Origin of the sequence: Burkholderia sp. Bp9015 (assembly GCF_003853505.1) — a bacterium.
In the GTDB taxonomy this organism is placed as follows: Bacteria; Pseudomonadota; Gammaproteobacteria; order Burkholderiales; family Burkholderiaceae; genus Burkholderia.
This window is the reverse complement of record NZ_QTPZ01000004.1, coordinates 66098-85098: the sequence shown is the minus strand read 5'-3', so window position 1 is coordinate 85098 and position 19001 is coordinate 66098. Positions and strand designations below refer to the sequence as shown.

Below are 19001 nucleotides of genomic sequence, written 5' to 3'. Positions count from 1 at the left end.
AAACTCGATCGTCATGCGCGGCGCACCGCCGTTTCCATCCGGACGGACCGGCACGCTCGCGCCATCCGCCGCCGAACGGCGGCGAATGTACCGAAGCTTCCGCGCGTCGGTACATCCCCCTTCCCTACATCATCGACAACTGAAGCTCGCCGCCGAATTCACGTCGCCCGAGCCGTTGTAGCGCGCGACCTGCGGATACGGGCACAACGGCCGCGTGCGTCCCGCGCCCCACGACGTCGGCACGTCCGCGTTCGGCACCGCGTTCGTCGTGTCGCGCGCCGTGGCGACGATCGCCGCGGGCGCCTGCCCCTGCTCGACCCACGCGACGAGCGGCGTCAGCATGTCGAACTGGTCGGCCGCCGGCCCGCCCGAGCAGTGGTTCATGCCCGGCACCGGATAGAAGCGCGCGAAGCCCGACGCGTCGCCGCCGTTCGCCTGCGCGAGCCGCCCGTACCAGTCGCTCGTGTCGTTGAACGAGAACACCGGGTCACCGGTGCCGTGATAGACGAGCAGCTTCGCGCCGCGCGATTTCAGCGCGGACAGGTTGGTCTCGTCGGGCGGCGTCATGAACGACCACGACGATTGCGTGTACACGCCGTTCGTCGCGAAGATCGCCGGCGCGTCGTTGTCCATGTCGAAGCCGAGCGCGAAGCCGGTGAGGTTCGCGAGCGTCGCGGCGGTTTTCGGCGGCGTCATGAACGTGAACGCCATCGCGGCCGGGTCGAGCGTGACCGAATTCGACTGCTTCCACGCGGCCCAGCCGCCGCTGGCCATGCCCGGATCGTATGGAAAACTCGCATAGAGCGCCGTGCCCGCGCTGTTGCGCGCGCCCGCGAACACGTTTTCGAGCGCGCTCTTCTGCGCGGTCGTGAGGCACGCGCCGGTGCGCGTGCCGCTCGCGCAGGTCGGGATGTCCGTCTCGACGCTGAAATGCGCCTGGCACGCGGCGACGTCCTGCACCATCCCGTCGGCCACGCCATCGAGCGCATCGCACTTGTCGAGAATCTTCGCACCGACGAACCGGCGTTCCGCATCGGTGAAGCCGCTGCGGATGTCGGGCAGCCCGTTCGAGCCCGTCGCCGATGCGATCTTCGCGAACTGCTGCGCGCCGTACATCTCGCCGATCGCCGCCTTCGGCAGATGGAAGCCAGGATCGCCCGCGATGATCCCGTCGTAGTCGCCCGCGTTGCGCACGGCCGTGACCATCGCGTGCCGGCCGCCGTTCGAGCAGCCGCCGAAATAGCTGCGGTCGGGCGTCTTCCCGTATGCGAGCCGGATCACCTGCTTCGCCATCGGCGTGAGCGCGTCGACCGCGCCGTAGCCGTAATCGATGCGCGCCTGCGGATCGAGGCCGAACAGCGGGTTCTGCGCGGCGCTGTGCCCGGAATCCGAGCTGATCACCGCAAAGCCCATGTTCAGCGCATCGGTCAGCGGCCCGCCGCCGCCGACCTCGCCGGTCGCGGTCACGATATTGCCGTCGAGCCCGCCGTTCGCCTGGTAGAAGAAGCGGCCGTTCCACGCTTTCGGCAAGCGCATCTCGAAGCCGATCGCATAGGTCTTGCCGTCCACCGCGCTCACGCGCTCGTTCATCTTCCCGTCGATCACGCAGTGCTCGGCGATCGGCTTGCCGGCCACCGTCAGCGCGCCGGCGGCTGCGGTCGTCACCGACGTGAACGACGTGTTCGCATACGCGAGCTTCGCGGCGAGCGCGTCGCACGTCTGCGCCATCGCGGCCGGCGTCGCGGCGCTCAGGTGCGTCGGCGTGGCGCTGACCGAATCGTCGCCGCCGCAGCCGGCGAGCATGGCCGCCGCGGACAGCGGCGCAATACAGAGGAATGCAGATTTCCTGTTCAAGATAGCTCCCGTTCGTCTGGCTGCCGGATCAGAACATGTGCCGCACGCCGACCATCGCGCCGAGCTGCCCCATCCCTGCGCCGGGCGTCGTGCCGGGCCCGCCGCCGCTGACCGCGTAGCGTGCATGCGCGCTGTTCCACAGATACGACGACTGTGCGTAGACGGCCGTGCGCTTGCTCAGCAGATAGGTCGCGCGCAGCGTGGCCATCGTCGCGCGCGTGTCGTGCGCGCTGTTGACGATCCGGTAGCCTTCGCCGTCGACGACGAAATCGGGCTTCACCGCATACGACGCGCCAAGGAAGAACAGGTCCGAATGCGCGCCCGGCGCGGCCGGCGAACCGGTCGACACGCGCCGCCCGATCCAGCCCGCGCCGACCCGCGCGCCCGCCGCCTGCGCATACGCGCTCACGTGCGTGCGCGCGTCCTTGCCGCCGCTGCTGGTAAAGGCGACCGGCGCGACGCCGTCGAAGAAGTTCGCGGCCGCGCCGGTGCCGCCGCGCTGCTCCTCGTACGACGCCGCCGCACCGAAATACGCGCTGTCGTACTTGAGCATCACCGACCAGTTGCGGCACTGGACGGCATCGCCCGGCACCTGCCCCGCGCAGGTGCCCTGCCCCGGCGAGTTGCCGGTGCCCGCGCCGTCGCGGCCGAACGAATACGCGGCGCCGAGCGTCACGCCGCGATAGGTGCCGACGTAGGTCACCGCGTTGTCGGCGCGGCCGTTAGGCACGTATGCGTCGAACGAGCCGAGCCCGTAGATGTCGGGGCCGATGATGTCCGCGCCCTGCAGCGCGAGATAGGTCATCGTGTACTGGCGGCCGAACGCGAGCGTGCCGAAGCCGCTCTTCAGCCCGACGAACGCCTGCCGCCCGAACAGCCGGCCGCCCTGGCCGAGATCGCCGCCGCGCACGTTGAAGCCGCTTTCGAGCGTGAATACCGCCTGGTAGCCGCCGCCGAGATCCTCGGTGCCGCGCAGGCCCCAGCGCGACGGCAGCTCGCCCGTCACGCCCGGCATGCGCACGACGTGGTCGCCGGCCGCGTTCGCGTGCGACACGAACTCGACGCCCGTATCGATGATCCCGTACAGCGTCACGCTCGACTGCGCGTGCGCGCCGGTCGCGGCGAGCGCGCATGCGCCGGCCGCCAGCAAGGCTTTGGTGTGCTTCATGGTGTTCGTCTCCAGACCTGTGTCGTAATCGCGCTCTACCGGCGCTCGTGGTTGAAATGGGAAGAAATCAGTCGTGCGCCTGCGGGCGCCGGATCAGCACCAGCGCAGCGACGGCGGCGACGAGCGTGACGGGAATGCTCGCGCCGATCACGACCGACGCGCTGCGGCCCATTGCGAGCAGTTCGGCGGCGGCGAGCGGCCCGACCACCGAGCCGAGGCGGCCGACGGCAACGGCGGAGCCGACGCCGGTGCCGCGCATCGCGGTCGGGTAATAGATCGCGGCCAGCGCATACAGCACCGACTGGCCGCCGACGACGAACATCCCGGCCGCGAACGCGGCGGCGGACAGCCACAGGAGTCCAGGTGCGATCGCCAGCGCTGCAAGCGACAGTACGATCCCAGCGTACATGCCACCGACCACGCGCGATGGACGCAAGCGGTCCATCGACATGCCGATGCCGAGCACGCCGAGGCCGCTGCCGATGTTGAAGAAGATCTGCACGATACCGGCCTGGCTGCGAGCGAGCCCCTTCGCGGCCATCAGCGACGGCAGCCAGTTCAGCAGGAAATACAGCACGATCAGCGTGCAGAAGTAGCTGAGCCACAACGCCAGTGTCGTGCCGGTGCGCGAGCCGCCGAACAGCGTCTGTCCGACGCTGGGGCGCGCCGCGCCCGATGCGCTGACGTCGAGGAACGCACGCGATTCGGGCAGCAGTGCGAGCAGCAGCGGCGCGAGCAGCAGCGGGCCGACACCCCCGACATAGAAAATGTGCCGCCATTCGGTGTCGCCTGCGAGCAGCACGCCGATCAGCGACGCGATCACGCCGCCGAACGGAATCCCGCAGTACATCACGGCCACCGCGCTGCTTCGCGAGCGTGCGTCGACCGCTTCCGACGACAATGCAATGAGGTTCGGCATCGCGCCGCCAAGGCCGAGGCCGGTCAGCGCACGAACGGCGACCAGCATCGCGAAGCTCGACACCTGCGCGGTCGCGATCGACAGCAGCCCGAACAGGCAGACCGACGCGATCAGCACGTGCTTGCGGCCAACCCGGTCGGCCAGCCAGCCGCCGAGCATCGCGCCCGGCAGCAGGCCGAACGTGCCCGCGCTGAACGCGAGCCCCATCTGTGAAACCGAGAGCCCGAATTCGTGGGCCATGCGCGGTGCCGCGACGCCGACCGACTGCAGGTCGAGCCCCTCGAGCAATGCGATCGCGAAACACAGGCCGAGCGTCGTCGCGACGGCCGGCCTTGCGGCAACGGAAGTGTCCATGTCGTCTCCTAACCGTGACTCGCGCGGCATACGCGGAACGCATGCGCGGTGTCCTTGCTTTATCGTGATCGGGTCTCGTCAATTTATCAGGTAACCTGATTAAGAACCCGAAAGAAAATCCCGTCGAGGGACGGGATGATTTAATAACAGGTAACCTGATATTTCAAGTGTCGCGAGCGCGGTGTTAACCCGCAACCCGTTCGCAACCCGGGCCACGCTGCGGCGTGGCCCGGCGCGGCCGGCGAAACCGGAACGAAAGACGCGGCGGCGTGCTCAGTCGCGCAGGTTGCGCACGAACAGTTCGAGCGTACGGTGAACCTGCGCGACGTCGTCGGCGCTCACGTCGTCGCCGAGCATCCGGCGTTCGAGCGGCCGCAGCACCTGCTCGCATTCGCGCAGGATTGCCGAGCCCTCGTCGGTCAGACGCAGCAGGATCACGCGGCCATGGCTGGGATCGGCCTCGCGCGTCACGAAGCCGCGGGCGGCCATCGCAACCATCACTTCGTTCGCGGATTGCGGCGTGATGAACGAGCGCACCGCGAGTTGCGCATTGGACAGCGCGCCGCGCGCCTCGAGCACCGACAGCGCCGTGTACTGCGCGAGCGTCACACCGAGCGGCGCGAGCGCATCGCTCATCTGGCGGCGCAGCAGCCGGTCGAGATTGCCGATCAGGTAGGTAAGCCGCTGCTGCGAACGCATGCGCGGCCTGGCTTCGCTGGCGCGGGCCGTGCGTTTCGTGCCGGCCGGTTTGACGGGTGTCGAGCTCATGAACGTGTCGGAAGGAGGATCGCGGGCCATCTTACCTCACGCGGTCCGTATATCGGCCCGCACGGCGGCTCGTGCCGGCCGGCGAGCCGCCCCGGGCCGTCCACGCCCGGCTCGGACGAACCTTATGCCGCGGCAGCCGGCAACGCCGCGCGGCAGCCCGCGTCCACCAGCGCGAGCCGGTGTGCGAATGCCGCGAGCGGATAGTCGAAGAAGTAGGTGCCGACCGCGCGCTTGCCCGCACGGAACGAATCGTCTCCCGGCGCATCGCCGACGATGCGCAGCGTGCGCGCCCACGCGAACGCGAGCAGCAGCCAGCCGACCAGCGCGAGATAGTCGTCCGCGACCCGGTAGGGCAGATCCGGATCGTGCTCGCTCGCGCGAATCACGCCGCCCGTCACGCGCTCGAGCTCCGCGCACAGCGTGGCGACGCGCGCCCCGGCGTCCCTCGCCCGCTCGTCCGCCGCCGCCTGGACGCTCTGCGCGGCTTCCGCGCGAATCAACTCGAGCAGCGCATGCAGCGCCTCGCCGCGATCCCCCAGCACCTTGCGCACCAGCAGATCGATCGCCTGGATCTCGTTGGTCCCTTCGTACAGCATCGACACGCGGCAATCGCGCACCGTCTGTTCGATCCCGTATTCGTGAACGTAGCCGTAGCCGCCGAATACCTGCAGCGCGTTCGACGCGGCCGCGAAGCCGTTCGCGGTGAAGAACGCCTTGGCAATCGGAGTGAGCAACGATGCCAGCCGCGACGCCGCGAGCCGTGCCGGCGGCTGCGGATCGTGCGCGGCGACGTCGAGCCAGTGCGCGATCCAGTAGCCGATCGCGCGCTCGCCTTCGACGATCGCCTGCGCATCGAGCAGGATGCGGCGGATCGCGGCATGTTGCGCGATCGGCGCCGCCCTGCCCTGCACGCGTTCGCGCGCATAGGCCGACGCGGCCTGCCACGCGCTCTGCGCATGCCCGACACCCTGCATGGCGACCTGCAGGCGCGCCGCGTTCATCATCACGAACATCGATGCGAGCCCGCGATGCGGCTCGCCGACGAGCCAGCCCGCGGCCGCGTCGAAACGCATCGTGCAGGTCGGGCTTGCCTTCAGCCCCATCTTCTTCTCGATGCCGTCGCACCAGACGCCGTTGCGCACACGGCCGCCCGGCGCGTCGAGCCACTTCGGCACGACGAACAGCGACAGCCCCTTCGTTCCCGCCGGCGCATCGGGCAGGCGCGCGAGCACGAGGTGCACGATATTGTCGGTCAGGTCGTGCTCGCCACCGGTGATGAACAGCTTGCTGCCGCTGATTCGGTAGCCGTCGGCGGCCGGGTCCGGCACTGCCTGCGTGCGCAGCAGGCCGAGATCGCTGCCCGCCTGTGGCTCGGTGATGCACATCGTCGTCAGCCACTCGCCGCTCGCGATCTTCGGCAGCACGTCGCGCTTCAGGCGCTCGCCGCCGTGCGCGCGCAGGCACGCCACCGCGCCGTGCGTGAGCCCCGGCGACATCAGCCACGCGTGGTTCGCCCCCGCGAGCATCTCCTGCAGCGCGACGTCGAGCAGATGCGGCAGCCCCTGGCCGCCGCAATCGGCGTCGAGCGCCAGCGTCGGCCAGCCGGCGTCGACGTAGTCGCGGTACGCATCGCGAAAGCCCGCCGGCATCGTCACTCCGGCACCGTCGAACCGGCAGCCCTCGAGATCGCCGGTCGAATCGAGCGGCGCGATGCGTTCGACCACGAAGCGGGCGGCTTCGTCGAGCACTTGCCCGGCAGTCGACAGGTCGAGCTCCGCCCAGTCGGGCACGCGGCGCCACAGCGCCGGCGCATCGAGCCATTCGCCGATCACGAACAGCATGTCGCGCAATGGCGCGCAATACGCGTTGCTCATCGCGCGCACCTCATGCCCGGCGCGCCGTGCCGGCGACGATCACGCCCGTGTCGGCCGCGCCCGGTTCGTACATCGCGTCGACCACTGCCGCACGGTGCATGAGTACCGCACGCTGGTTGATCGAGCCCTTGTCGGTGACTTCGCCGAGATCGAGCGAAGGCGGCGTATCGAGCACGCACAGCCGCGTGACGAACGTCGCGCTGCCGGTCGCATCGCGGTTCAGGCGCTCGAGCAGGTCCGCGAAGAACGCCCGCACCGCGGGCGCCTGCAGGACGGTGCGCACGTCGGCATCCGGTGCCACGCCGGCCAGGCGACGGCAATCGTCGACGCGCGGGAAGATCATCACGCCGACGTCGTCGCGGTTCATCCCCGTGACGACCGCGTCCTGCACGTACGGCGCGCCGTTCGATACGATCCGCGCGCGCATGGGCCCGACGCTCACGAAGGTACCGGACGATAGCTTGAAATCCTCCGCGATGCGCCCGTCGAACATCAAGCCGATCTCCGGCCGCGCGGGATCGACGAAACGCACTGCATCGCCGCTGCGGTAGTAGCCCTCCTCGTCGAATACCTCGCGCGCGTCGTCGCCGCTCGCGCGCCAATAACCGGCCATCACGTTCGGCCCGCGAAAGCGCGCCTCGAGCTTGCCGTCGACCGGCACCAGCTTCGCGTCGCAGCCGGGCGCGGGCAGGCCGATGTAGCCGGCCCCCGACACCGGCCCGGTGGTAAACATGCACGATGGCGCGGCCTCGGTCATCCCGAGGCCCGCCATGATCCGGATGCGCTCGCCGCAGTGCGCGAGCGTCACGCGCTCGAGCCGGTCCCACGCGGCCTGCGACAGTCCGGCGCCCGCGAAGAAATACATCCTCACGCGCGAGAAGAAGGTTTCGCGCAGCGCGGCATCCGTTTCGAGCGCCGCGGTCAGCTCTTCCCAGCCCTTCGGCACGTTGAAATACACGGTGGGCGCGATCTCGCGCAGGTTGCGCAGCGTCTCGCCGAACTTGCCGGCGACCGGCTTGCCGTCGTCGATGTACAGCGTGCCGCCGTTGTACAGCGCGATGCCGACGTTATGGCTGCCGCCGAACGTGTGATTCCACGGCAGCCAGTCGACCAGCACCGGCGGCTCCAGACCGAACTGCGGAAACGTCTCGAGCAGCATCTGCTGGTTGCTGCACAGCATCCGGTGCGTGGTCGGCACCGCCTTGGGCAGCCGTGTCGATCCCGACGTGAACAGGAATTTCGCGATCGTGTCGCCGGTGATCGCATCGTGCGCGGCATCGACGCTGCCCGGTGTCGTGTCGAGCAGCGACGAGAAACGCGTGACGCCGTCCATCCCGTCGGGTGCCGACACGACCACGCGCTCGACATCAGGCGGCACCGACGCGTCGAGCGCGGCACGAAACGCCGCGCCGTCCGACGCGAAGACCAGCCCCGGCGTGAGCAGGGCGAGCGCGTGGCGCAGCTTGCCGTAATCGCTCGACACGAGCGAATACGCGGGCGACAGCGGCGCATGCGGAATGCCGGCCCACATCGCGCCGAACGCGAGTTGCAGATGTTCGAGGTCGTTGCCCGAGAGGATCGCGACGGGCCGCTCGGCCGACAGCCCGCGATCGAGCAGCGCCTGGCCGATCGCGCGGGCGCGCTCGAGCATCTGCGCATACGTGATGCCGATCCACGTACCGTCGGGCCCGCGCCGCGCGACCAGCCAGCGGTCCGGATGCGCGCGCGCGCCGCTCGCGAGCCGGTCGGTCAGCCGGTGCGGGTACGCGCCGAGCGGGGTCGTCGCGCGCAAGGTCCAGCAGCCGTCACGTTGCACGATCTCCGGCGGCGCCGTGCCGATCGCCACGGGGCGATAGCCGGCGGGAACGCGCTGTGCGGCAGCCGCGTCGCGCAGTTGGGTCGGATCCGCATCCAAGTTCTGTCTCCGGTCGGTTCCGCCCCGCGCGCGTGCGCGCGCCGGGCGGAGACTTCATTGTGTCGTTGTCTTAACTGGGGCGCCGCGGCGCCCGGGACTGCTCAGATCGGGTAGTGACGCGGCGTGGTCTGGACCGTGATCCAGCGCAGGTCGGTAAACTCGGCGATCGACGCCTTGCTGCCGAACCGGCCGTAGCCGCTTGCCTTCATGCCGCCGAACGGCATCTGCGCCTCGTCGTGCACCGTCGGCCCGTTGATGTGGCAGATGCCCGATTCGATCTGCTTCGCGACCTGCATCGCGCGCGCGATATCGCGGCTGAACACCGCCGCCGACAGCCCGTACTCGCTGTCGTTCGCGGCCGCGAGCGCGGCGGCGTCGCCGTCGACGCGCTGCACGGTCACCACCGGCCCGAACGATTCGTCCGCATACAGCTGCATGTCGCGCGTGACACCGTCGACGATCGTCGGCTGCATCACCGCGCCGCTGACTTCACAGCCGAGCGGCAGCGCGGCGCCGTGCTCGCGCGCGTCGTCCACCATCGCCGCGATCCGCTGCGCGGCGGCCGCGCTTTCGAGCGTGCCCAGCACGGCGCCCGGCGCGGCCGGGTTGCCGGCCTTCAGCGTGCGTGCCTTCGCGACGAGACGTTCGACGAACGCATCGGCGACCTTGCGATCGACGATCACGCGCTCGGTCGACATGCAGATCTGCCCCTGGTTGAAGAACGCGCCGAATGCGACTGCCTCGACCGCCGCGTCGAGATCGGCGTCGTCGAGCACGAGCACCGGCGCCTTGCCGCCGAGTTCAAGCAGCGCCGGCTTCAGGTGCTGCGCGGCGAGCGTCGCGACGATGCGGCCGACGCGTGTCGAACCGGTGAAGTTCACGCGGCGCACCGCCGGGTTCGCGATCAGCCGCTCGACGATCGCCGGCGCATCCTGCGGCGCATGCGTGATCACGTTGACCACGCCGTCGCCGAGCCCTGCGTCGTGCAGCACGCTGCCGATCAGCCGGTGCACGCCCGGGCAACCCTCGGACGCCTTCAGCACCACCGTGTTGCCGCATGCGAGCGGCATCGCGAGCGCACGGGTCGCGAGAATCACCGGCGCATTCCACGGCGCGATCCCGAGCACGACACCGCACGGCTGGCGCACGGCCATCGCGAGGCTGCCGGGCACGTCCGACGGGATCACCGCGCCGTCGATCTGCGTGGTCATCGCGGCCGCCTCGCGCAGCATGTTCGCCGCGAGCATCACGTTGAAGCCGTACCAGTTCGCCATCGCACCGGTTTCCGCGCGGCCGGTTTCGATGAATTCGCCCGCGCGCGCGTCCATCCGGTCGGCCGCCGCGAGCAGCCGCCGACGGCGCTCGGTCGGCGCGAGCGCGGCCCACGCGGGGAATGCGCGCGCCGCTGCCGCGACCGCGGCGTCCGCGTCGGCAAGCGTCGCCGCGGCGGCGCGCGACGCCACCTGTCCCGTCGCCGGATCGATCCGGTCGAAGGTCCCGCCGTCCGACGCGCCGCGCGACACGCCGTCGATCAACAAACTCACTTCGTGCATTTCCGTGTCTCCACTCGGATCCGGTTGCGTGCGGCGGCGCGCGTCAGCGCTTGTACGCCTGCAGGCCCGGCTTGATGCTCTTGTCGTCGAGGAACTGCTTGAGGCCCTGCTCGCGCCCGCCTTCCGGATCGCGGTAGTTCGCCTGATCGAGCTTCGCGTACAGGTAGTCCTCGTTCTGCTCCCAGGTCAGTTCGCGGCAACGCTTGAAGCCGTGCTTCGCGTTACGGATCACGACCGGGTTCTTGTCGAGCAGCTTCGCGGCCAGCGCGCGCACCTCGTCGCGCAGCTGCGCGCGCGGCACGCTCTTGTTGACGAGCCCCATCTGCGCGGCCTGCGGGCCGGTGAAGGTGTCGCCGGTCATGATGTAGTAGAGCGCCTGGCGATGTCCCACGGTGTCGGCCATCGCCTTGCTGACGAGGTTGCCCGGCGGGATGCCCCAGTTGATTTCCGACAGGCCGAACACCGCTTCGTCGGCCGCGATCGCGAGGTCGCACGCGACGAGCGGCGAGAAGCCGCCACCGAAGCACCAGCCGTTGACCATCGCGATCGTCGGCTTCGCATACATGCGCAGCAATTGCCACTGCCAGCGGCTCGCGTCGCGGCGAATCTTTTCCTGCAGGATTTCCGGGCCCGCGTCGACTTCGCGGAAATACTCCTTCAGGTCCATCCCGGCCGTCCAGGCGTCGCCCTCGCCGGTCAGCACGAGCACCTGCGCCTCGGCATCGAGTTCGATCGCCTCCAGCACGTCGATCATCTCCGCGTTCAGCGTCGGGCTCATCGCGTTGCGCTTGTCCGGACGGTTCAGCGTCACCCATGCGATCCCGCCCTCGACCTCGACCTTCACCGTTTTCCAGCGCCCTTCGTAACCCATTTTCGTTCTCCAATGACGATGCCGCCCTGTGCGACTCGCGACCAATTTACTATCAGGTAACCTGATATGTAAAGTAGAATGGAAGCGGCTCCGGACAAACCCCTAAACGAGCCCGGACAGCCGATTTCGCGCCGTGCCGGCCGACGAATCACGACATGAGGAGACACGCTTGGACATCGACAACCTGATCGCCATCGACACGCACGTGCACGCCGAAGTGTCGTGCTGCCAGCCGCCGGACCTGTTCGCGAAGGCATTCGACGACGCGGCCGACAAGTACTTCGGCACCGTGCTGAAGCAGGGCCGTCGGCCGACCATTCCGGAGACGATCGCGTATTACCGCGAGCGCCGGATCGGCTTCGTGATGTTCACCGTCGACTGCGAGACGAACATCGGCCGGCGGCGCATTCCGAACGAGGAAATCGCGCAATTCGCGCAGGACAACGCCGACGTGATGATCGCGTTCGCGAGCATCGACCCGCACAAGGGCCGCTTCGGCGCGCGCGAGGCGCGCCGCCTGATCGACGAGCATGGCGTGAAGGGCTTCAAGTTCCACCCGACGATGCAGGGATGCTTCCCGAACGACCGGCTCGCATATCCGATCTACGAGGTGATCGCGGAATACGGGTTGCCGGCCGTATTCCACAGCGGGCATTCGGGGATGGGATCGGGGATGCGCGGCGGCGGCGGGCTGCGTCTGAAGTATTCCGAACCGATTCACCTCGACGACGTCGCGGCCGACTTCCCGGACATGAAGATCGTGATCGCGCACCCGTCATGGCCGTGGCAGGAGCAGGCGCTGTCGATCGCGCTGCACAAGCCGAACGTCTACATCGACCTGTCGGGATGGTCGCCGAAGTACTTCTCGCCGGAGCTGGTGAAATACGCGAGCACGCTGCTCAGGCACAAGGTGCTGTTCGCGTCCGATTTTCCGCTGATCCGGCCGGACCGCTGGCTCGAGGATTTTCAGGGTGCCGGGTTCCGGCCCGACGTGCATTCGCTGATTCTGAAAGACAACGCAGTCGCGTTGCTGGGGCTGCAGGCCGCGCAGCAGTCGTGACCCGTCCGGCCGTGACGGCGCCGGCAGCGCGCGGCGGCGCGACCGACCGCGCAGCCGCCCGCACCGGCGCGCTCAGTTCGCGGGCTTGCCCGCGAATCGCGCGGTCGGCAACCCCGCGTAGCGCGTCCGGGCGACGAACACGCCGCCGGCATCGGCATCGCTCGCCAGCGCGTCGTCGCTCAACCCGACACGCGCGCTCGTCACGTACAAGCGGCCTTCACCGTCGATTGCGACGCAGCTGGGCTGCGCGGTCGGCACGGCCACGCGATCCGTCTCGACGCCATCGGGCCCATAACGCACCACCCGCCGGCCGCCCCACTGCGCGTTCCACAGCCCGCCGTCGCGATCCATCGTCGAGCCGTCCGGGTCGCCGTCGGCATCGGTCAGTCGCGCGAACGGCCGCACGTTGGCCACGTCGCCGCCCGCGCGGTAATCGCAGACGAGAATCTCGCGCACCATCGAATCGCAGAAATGCATCTTCGCGCCGTCCGGCGAGAACGCGATGCTGTTCGCGATCGCGGCCGCCGGCAATGCAAGCCGTTCGAGCGTGAGGTCCGGATTGAGCCGGTAGAAGCCGCCGACCGCGCGCGGCGGATCGCCGCCTTCGTCCTTCATCCCGAACACGAACGCGCCGAACGGATCGCAGCGGCCGTCGTTCAGCCGCGTCGGCAGGTCGGATTCGACGTCGACGATCCGCGTGAATTCGCCGCTGCGCAGATCGAAGAACGCGAGATGCGTCGCAAGCCCGACCAGCAGCACGTCGGGATCATGCGTGAGCGCGAAGCACGCGAGCCGTTCGGGCATCGGCCACTGTGCGAGGTCCGAGCCGTCCGCGCGGCAGCGCCACAGCCGCGCGCCTTCGATGTCCGTCCAGTACAGCGCGTGCGTCGCGTCGCACCACGTCGCGCCTTCGCCGAGCGTGTTGCGGCTGTCGACCAGCAGCGCCGCCGCCGTGCCCGGATGAGTCTGTTGCATGCCGTCTCCCGATGTCTTTCGCATTCGCAGGCGGCCGCGCGTTCGTCAGGGTCAGATCTTCATCGCGCGCCGCTGGTTGCGACGATACTGGTCGAACAGCACCGCGAGCAACAGAATTCCGCCGCGTATCAGATATTGGTAAAAGGTCGGCACGTTCAGGAGGCTCATCGCGTCCTGCACGGAGCCCATGATCAGCACGCCGACCAGCACGCCGGAGATCGTCGCGACGCCGCCCGTCAGCGACACGCCGCCGAGCACGCACGCGGAGATCACGCCGAGCTCGAGGCCGACCGACGTCTTCGGGTCGCCGAGGCTCATCCGCGACGCGAGCATCACGCCGGCGAAGCCGGTCACGAGCCCCTGCAGCACGAACACCGCGATCTTGATGCGCATCACCGGCAGCCCCGCGAGCAGCGCGGCCTCGCCGTTGCCGCCGACCGCCAGCACGTTCTTGCCGAACACGGTCTTGCGCAACAGGAAGCCGAACACGACGAAGCCGACGATGTTGCTCCAGATCGGATACGAGATGCCGAGGAACGAGCCGCCGCCGAGATCGAAGAAGCGCTCCTCGGAGATCATCACCGCGTCGCCGTTCGACGTGATGAACGCGAGCCCGCGCACGACTTCCATCATCGCGAGCGTGACGATCAGAGAGTTGATCCGCCAGCGCGCGATCAGCACGCCGTTCACGAGCCCGACCGCACCGCCCGCGAGCACGCCGGCGGCGATGCCGAGCACGACGCTGTGCGTCGCGGTGATCAGCGTCGACGCGACGACGCCCGAGAACGCGACGATCGACGCGACCGACAGGTCGACTTCGCCGAGCGCGAGCACGAACATCATCGTCACCGCGATCGAGCCGATCAGCGTGACCGACAGGAGCAGGCCCTGGATGTTGCGCGGCGTGAGGAAGTCCGGCACGGTCAGCGACAGCGTCGCGAACAGCACGAGAAACACCATCACGATGCCGGAGCGGTTGATCAGTTGCCACACGCCGCCGCGCGCTCGCGCGGGCGCGGCTGCGGCATCGGGGGACGGGGAAGTGCGTTGGGGTTGCATTGCCTGGCTCATAACGTTTGCTTTCCGGTTGACTGCAGGCCGCTAGCGCGGCAGCGCGAGCTTGATCAGCGCGTCGGGCGTCGCCTGCGCCTTCGCGACCTCGCCCGCGATCCGTCCTTCCTTCATCACGATGACGCGGTCCGCCACGCCGATCACCTCGGCCAGATCGCTCGACACGATGATCACCGTGCGGCCCGCTTCCGCGAGTTCGTAGAACAGGTTGTAGATTTCCGCGCGCGCGCCGACGTCGATGCCGCGCGTCGGCTCGTCCATCAGGAACACGTCGATGCGCTCGGCCAGCCAGCGCGCGAGCACGACCTTCTGCTGGTTGCCGCCCGACAACGCGCCGATCGGCGTCTCGCCGTCGCGGGTCTTGATCGCGAGCCGCTCGATGTATTGCTGCGCCAGCTCGCGTTCGCGCCGCGCGTCGAGCAGCACGCGCGCCGGGCTGAAATGACGGCGCGCGCTGATGTTCAGGTTGTCGGCCACCGACGCGATCGCGACGATGCCTTCCTGCTTGCGGTCCTCGGGGCACAGCGCGATGCCGGCGCGCACCGCGTGCCGCGGGCTCGCGAACGCCACGCGCTTGCCGCCCAGCTCGACATGCCCGCCCGTGGGCCGTGCCGCGCCGTACAGCAGCTTCATCAGCTCCGAGCGGCCCGCGCCGACGAGCCCGAAGAAGCCGACGATCTCGCCGCGCCGCGCGGCGAACGACACCGGCTCGGACAGGCCGGGCCCGACGAGCCCCTTCGCCTCGATCAGCACGTCGCCTGGCGTGCGCGGCCGGTAGCCGTACACGTCCTCGATCGAGCGGCCGACCATGCAGCCGATCAGCCGGTCGCGATCAAGGTCGGCGACCGATTCGAACGTCTCGATCCGGCGGCCGTCGCGGAACACCGTCACGCGATCGCACAGCGCGTCGACTTCCTCCATGCGGTGCGTGACGTAGATGATCGCGCGGCCCTCGGCGCGCAGCGAACGGATGATGCGGAACAGCTGCGTCGTCTCGCGCGCGGACAGCGAGCTCGTCGGTTCATCGAACGCGATCACGCGTGCGTCGCGCATGAGCGCCTTGCCGATCTCGATCATCTGGCGCTGGCCGATCGACAAATACTTCACCGGGATGTCCGGGTCGATGTGCTCGCCGAGCCGCTCCAGCGCATCGAGCGCGCGCACGGCAAGCGCGCGCTCGTCGACCACGCCTAGCCGGCTCGGCAGCTGGCCGAGCATCAGGTTCTCGGCGACCGTCAGCTCGGGTACCAGATGCAGCTCCTGGTAGATGATCGCGATGCCGGCCTCGAGCGCGGCGCGCGTCGACGCGAAGCGCTGCACCGCGCCGTTCAGCGTCAGCGTGCCGGCCTGCGGCTGGTTCACGCCGGACAGCACCTTCAGCAGCGTCGACTTGCCCGCGCCGTTCTCGCCCATCAGCCCGTGCACCTCGCCCGCGCGCACCGACAGCGACACGCCGTCGAGCGCGCGCACGCCCGGGAACGTCACCGTAATGCCGTCGAGCGCGAGCAGCGCGCCGCCGGGCGTGGCCACGTCGTCGTGGCGCGAACTGGCCGTCATCATCTGCATCGTCATCGCGTCGTCGCCCCGCACGTTCAGATGCCGAGTTCGGCGCGCACGGCCTGCCAGTTCGCGCGCGTCATCAGCTTGCCGCTCGTCTGCGTGTCGGCCGGCGGCGTCTTGCCGTTGCGGATCCAGTCGACGAGGTTCTGCGTGCTGTCCTTGCCGTGATTCGTCGAGCTGACCGCGATCGTTCCGTAGAAGCCGGTCGGCTCCTTCTTCTGGAACTCGGCGAACGCCTCGCCCGCGCCATTGATGCCGACGCCGATCACGTCCGCGGCCGGGATGTGCAGCTGTTCGGTCGCGCGTACCGCGCCGAGCACGGTTTCCTCGTTCAGCGCGTAGACCACCCACTTCTTGATGTTCGGATGGCGCGCAAGCACGGGCGCCGCCGCGCTGAAGCCGCCTTCGTCGTCGGTCGTCTTCTGCGGCGCGTCGAAGATGTTTTCCTTGCGGAAGCCGTTCGCGAGCAGCGCCTGCGTCGCGCCGTCGGTGCGCAGCTTCGCGGTCGGCAGCTCGTAGTTGGTGACGCGCAGCGCGCCGACTTCCTCAGGCTTCCAGCCGCGCCGCTTCATCTCGTCGGCGATCGCCTGACCGACCTGGTTGCCGATCTTGGTCGCCGACATCCCGAGGTGCGGCACGTTCGGCAGCGGCTTGCCGGTCGAGTCGACGAGCTGGTCGTCGACCGTCACGAACTTCATGTTGTAGCGCTTCGCGCGCGACGCGATCGCCGGCCCGAGGCGCACGTCGGGTGCGCAGATCACGAAGCCCTGCGCGCCTTGCGAGCCGAGATTGTCGATCGCGGCGAGCACCTTCTCGCCGTCCGGCGTGCCGATCTTCACGACCGAGAAGTTCTCCTTCTGGCCGAGCGCGGACGCCGCGTTCTGCTCGTTGATGAACCATGCCTGCTCGGGCATCTTCACCAGGAAGCCGATCTTCAGCGGCGCGTCGGCGTGCGCGGCGCCCTGCATCCCGAGCGGCGCGAGGCAAAGCGCGGCCAGCAGCGCGCGCAGCGTGTGGCGGCGGATCGTGTGGGTCGTGCGGTTCATGCGGTGTCTCCTTGTCTGTTGGCTTGGGTCTTCAACTCTCGTCGTGCGCGTCTCGTCGTGCGCGGTCGCGCTCGCGGCGGCACGGTGTCAGCGGCCGAACGCGTCGGTCCCGACGCGCCGGCCGAACAGGAATGCGTCGGCGACGAGCCGCAACGGCCGCACGTCGACGTCGCTTGCGCCGCGCGCGATCAGCGCGCGGAACTGCGCATACAGCGCCGGGTACTCGCGCTGCGGCCCGAGCTCGACCGGCTCGCCCGCAATCGACAATTGCGCGCCGCCGCGGCTGATCGCGAGCACGCCGTCCGAGGTGTCGACCGCGATCTCCCATTGCTCGACGGGGCCGTGCCGCCAGTCGAATTCCGCGCGCACGGGCACGCCGTGCGTATCGGCGCATTCGAGGTCGGCCGCAATCGGCATCTGCGCGTCGCTCGGCACGTAGAGCGTCGCCTCGCGCAGCACGAGCTCGCGCGGCAGAATCCGCGTAACGATCGACAGCGCGTTGATGCCGGGATCGAACACGCCGAGGCCGCCGGGCTCCCAGATCCACTGCTGGCCCGGATGCCAGCGCCGCACGTCTTCCTTCCAGCGCACCTGGACCGCACGGATCGTGCGCGTCGCGAGCCACGCGCGCGCCGGTTCCACCGCGCTCGCGCAGCGCGAATGCCAGGTCGCGAACAGCGTGAGGCCGCGTTCGCGCGCGAGCGCGTCCAGCGCGGCCACTTCGCCGAGCGTCGCACCCGGCGGCTTCTCGAGCATCACGTGCTTGCCGGCCTCGAGCGCGGCACGTGCCTGCGCGTAGCGCACCTGCGGCGGCGCGCACAGCGACACGGCGTCGAGCTCGGGCTCGGCGGCCAGCAGCGCGCCCAGGTCCTGGTAGTTGCGCACGCCGTCGACTTCCGCATGACGACTCGCGCACGCGGTCAGCACGAAACCCGGTTCGGCGGCGATCGCCGGCAAATGCTGGTCGCGCGCGATCTTGCCGATCCCGATCACGCCCAGTGAAATCACGTCGCTCATCTGCGTTTCTCCTTCGCCACTTGCTCAGTGCGCCCAGCGCAGCACGAGCGGATCGAGCCGGCGCGCGATCGCGAGCAGCTCCGCGCGCGTGTCCGGGTGCAGTTCCGGCATCGGGTGCCGTGGCCGCTCGCACGCGATCACACCGCCGGCGCGCATCAGCGCCTTCGCGGTGAGGATCCCGGACTGGCGGTTCTCGTGATTGATCAGCGGCAGCCACGTCTGATAGCGCGCGAACGCCTCGTCGTGCCGCCCTTCGCGGAATGCTTCGAGGATCGGCCGGATGCCGTCCGGAAAGCCGCCGCCGGTCATCGCACCGGTCGCGCCGGCATGCAGGTCGGCGAGCAGCGTGATCGCCTCCTCGCCGTCCCACGGCCCTTCGATCGCGTCGCCGCCGAGCCGGATCAGCTCGCGCAGCTTGTTCGCCGCACCCGGCGTCTCGATCTTGAAGTACGCGACCTGCTCGATCTCGCGCGCCATGCGCGCGAGGAACGGCGCGGACAGCGCGGTGCCGCTCGCGGGTGCATCCTGGATCATGATCGGGATGTCGATCGCGTCCGACACGCGTGCGAAGAACTCGAAGATCTGCGCTTCGGGCACGCGGAACGTCGCGCCGTGATACGGCGGCATCGCCATCACCATCGCCGCGCCGAGCTGCTGCGCGCGCAGGCTGCGCGCCGCGCACACCTGCGTGCCGTAGTGCGACGTCGTGACGATCACCGGCACGCGGCCGGCGACGTGTTCGAGGATCGTGCGCGTGAGCACGTCGCGTTCGTCGTCGGTGACCGCGAACTGCTCGGAGAAGTTCGCGAGGATGCACAGCCCGTCCGAGCCCGCGTCGATCATGAAGTCGACCGCGCGCTTCTGGCTCGCGAGGTCGAGCTCGCCGGTCTCGGAAAACGTCGTCGGGACGACGGGGAAGATGCCGCGATAGCGCGGCGTGCTGCTCGATGTCATGGTTCGGTCCTGCGTCGGTCGAAGCGGCGTTCAGCCGGAAAA

The 19001-nt window shown here is 69.2% G+C and carries 15 protein-coding genes; 1 reads left to right on the top strand and 14 read right to left on the bottom strand.

What is annotated here, in order from left to right:
* Positions 1-129: 129 nt before the first annotated feature.
* The 8 genes from DIE12_RS06365 to DIE12_RS06330 all read right to left on the bottom strand — a co-directional run bounded on the left by DIE12_RS06365 (position 130) and on the right by DIE12_RS06330 (position 11276).
* Positions 130-1854 carry a tannase/feruloyl esterase family alpha/beta hydrolase gene (locus tag DIE12_RS06365; protein ID WP_124520259.1) on the bottom strand — a complete coding sequence of 575 codons (1725 nt, stop codon included), beginning with the start codon at positions 1852-1854 and terminating at the stop codon, positions 130-132.
* Between the two features lie 28 nt (positions 1855-1882).
* Positions 1883-3022 carry a porin gene (locus DIE12_RS06360; protein ID WP_124520260.1) on the bottom strand — a complete coding sequence of 380 codons (1140 nt, stop codon included), beginning with the start codon at positions 3020-3022 and terminating at the stop codon, positions 1883-1885.
* A 67-nt stretch (positions 3023-3089) separates the two neighbouring features.
* Entirely contained in the window at positions 3090-4295 is a 1206-nt protein-coding gene (gene mhpT, locus DIE12_RS06355; RefSeq protein WP_124486009.1) for a 3-(3-hydroxy-phenyl)propionate transporter MhpT, read from the bottom strand.
* A gap of 273 nt (positions 4296-4568) precedes the next feature.
* Entirely contained in the window at positions 4569-5063 is a 495-nt protein-coding gene (locus DIE12_RS06350) for a MarR family winged helix-turn-helix transcriptional regulator (RefSeq protein ID WP_027790251.1), read from the bottom strand.
* A 122-nt stretch (positions 5064-5185) separates the two neighbouring features.
* Positions 5186-6937, bottom strand: a complete 1752-nt coding sequence (locus DIE12_RS06345; protein WP_124486008.1) for an acyl-CoA dehydrogenase — start codon at positions 6935-6937, stop codon at positions 5186-5188.
* Between the two features lie 10 nt (positions 6938-6947).
* A complete protein-coding gene (locus DIE12_RS06340; protein ID WP_124520261.1) occupies positions 6948-8852 on the bottom strand; it encodes a feruloyl-CoA synthase in 1905 nt (634 codons plus the stop codon).
* A 101-nt stretch (positions 8853-8953) separates the two neighbouring features.
* Positions 8954-10405, bottom strand: a complete 1452-nt coding sequence (locus tag DIE12_RS06335) for an aldehyde dehydrogenase (RefSeq protein WP_124520262.1) — start codon at positions 10403-10405, stop codon at positions 8954-8956.
* A 43-nt stretch (positions 10406-10448) separates the two neighbouring features.
* Positions 10449-11276 (bottom strand): p-hydroxycinnamoyl CoA hydratase/lyase, encoded by an 828-nt coding sequence (locus DIE12_RS06330; RefSeq protein ID WP_021163522.1) that lies wholly within the window; start codon positions 11274-11276, stop codon positions 10449-10451.
* A 169-nt stretch (positions 11277-11445) separates the two neighbouring features.
* Between DIE12_RS06330 and DIE12_RS06325 the strand changes: the two genes are divergently transcribed.
* Positions 11446-12336, top strand: a complete 891-nt coding sequence (locus DIE12_RS06325; RefSeq protein WP_124486005.1) for an amidohydrolase family protein — start codon at positions 11446-11448, stop codon at positions 12334-12336.
* 72 nt (positions 12337-12408) lie between these two features.
* On the opposite strand, the gene DIE12_RS06320 is transcribed toward DIE12_RS06325, so the two are convergent.
* From DIE12_RS06320 to DIE12_RS06295, 6 genes are all read right to left on the bottom strand, one after another.
* Positions 12409-13311 carry an SMP-30/gluconolactonase/LRE family protein gene (locus DIE12_RS06320; RefSeq protein ID WP_124486004.1) on the bottom strand — a complete coding sequence of 301 codons (903 nt, stop codon included), beginning with the start codon at positions 13309-13311 and terminating at the stop codon, positions 12409-12411.
* Positions 13312-13362: 51 nt separating this feature from the next.
* Positions 13363-14382: an L-arabinose ABC transporter permease AraH gene (gene araH / locus DIE12_RS06315; protein ID WP_044847378.1), complete on the bottom strand. Its 1020-nt coding sequence runs from the start codon at positions 14380-14382 to the stop codon at positions 13363-13365.
* A gap of 30 nt (positions 14383-14412) precedes the next feature.
* Positions 14413-15954: an L-arabinose ABC transporter ATP-binding protein AraG gene (gene araG, locus DIE12_RS06310; RefSeq protein ID WP_124486003.1), complete on the bottom strand. Its 1542-nt coding sequence runs from the start codon at positions 15952-15954 to the stop codon at positions 14413-14415.
* 20 nt (positions 15955-15974) lie between these two features.
* The gene (locus DIE12_RS06305; RefSeq protein WP_124486002.1) at positions 15975-16988 is read right to left on the bottom strand and encodes an arabinose ABC transporter substrate-binding protein; all 1014 of its coding nucleotides are present in this window, start codon (positions 16986-16988) and stop codon (positions 15975-15977) included.
* Positions 16989-17075: 87 nt separating this feature from the next.
* Positions 17076-18005, bottom strand: coding sequence for a Gfo/Idh/MocA family protein (locus DIE12_RS06300; protein WP_044847380.1), 930 nt, complete (start codon positions 18003-18005; stop codon positions 17076-17078).
* Between the two features lie 24 nt (positions 18006-18029).
* Positions 18030-18959 (bottom strand): dihydrodipicolinate synthase family protein, encoded by a 930-nt coding sequence (locus DIE12_RS06295; RefSeq protein WP_124486001.1) that lies wholly within the window; start codon positions 18957-18959, stop codon positions 18030-18032.
* Positions 18960-19001 lie beyond the last annotated feature (42 nt).

Coding starts and splice junctions, on each gene's coding strand:
- DIE12_RS06360 (WP_124520260.1), bottom strand. CDS start 3,022: ATGAAGCACACCAAAGCCTTGCTGGCGGCCGGCGCATGCGCGCTCGCC.
- mhpT (WP_124486009.1), bottom strand. CDS start 4,295: ATGGACACTTCCGTTGCCGCAAGGCCGGCCGTCGCGACGACGCTCGGC.
- DIE12_RS06350 (WP_027790251.1), bottom strand. CDS start 5,063: ATGAGCTCGACACCCGTCAAACCGGCCGGCACGAAACGCACGGCCCGC.
- DIE12_RS06345 (WP_124486008.1), bottom strand. CDS start 6,937: ATGAGCAACGCGTATTGCGCGCCATTGCGCGACATGCTGTTCGTGATC.
- DIE12_RS06335 (WP_124520262.1), bottom strand. CDS start 10,405: ATGCACGAAGTGAGTTTGTTGATCGACGGCGTGTCGCGCGGCGCGTCG.
- DIE12_RS06330 (WP_021163522.1), bottom strand. CDS start 11,276: ATGGGTTACGAAGGGCGCTGGAAAACGGTGAAGGTCGAGGTCGAGGGC.
- DIE12_RS06320 (WP_124486004.1), bottom strand. CDS start 13,311: ATGCAACAGACTCATCCGGGCACGGCGGCGGCGCTGCTGGTCGACAGC.
- araH (WP_044847378.1), bottom strand. CDS start 14,382: ATGAGCCAGGCAATGCAACCCCAACGCACTTCCCCGTCCCCCGATGCC.
- araG (WP_124486003.1), bottom strand. CDS start 15,954: ATGACGATGCAGATGATGACGGCCAGTTCGCGCCACGACGACGTGGCC.
- DIE12_RS06305 (WP_124486002.1), bottom strand. CDS start 16,988: ATGAACCGCACGACCCACACGATCCGCCGCCACACGCTGCGCGCGCTG.
- DIE12_RS06300 (WP_044847380.1), bottom strand. CDS start 18,005: ATGAGCGACGTGATTTCACTGGGCGTGATCGGGATCGGCAAGATCGCG.
- DIE12_RS06295 (WP_124486001.1), bottom strand. CDS start 18,959: ATGACATCGAGCAGCACGCCGCGCTATCGCGGCATCTTCCCCGTCGTC.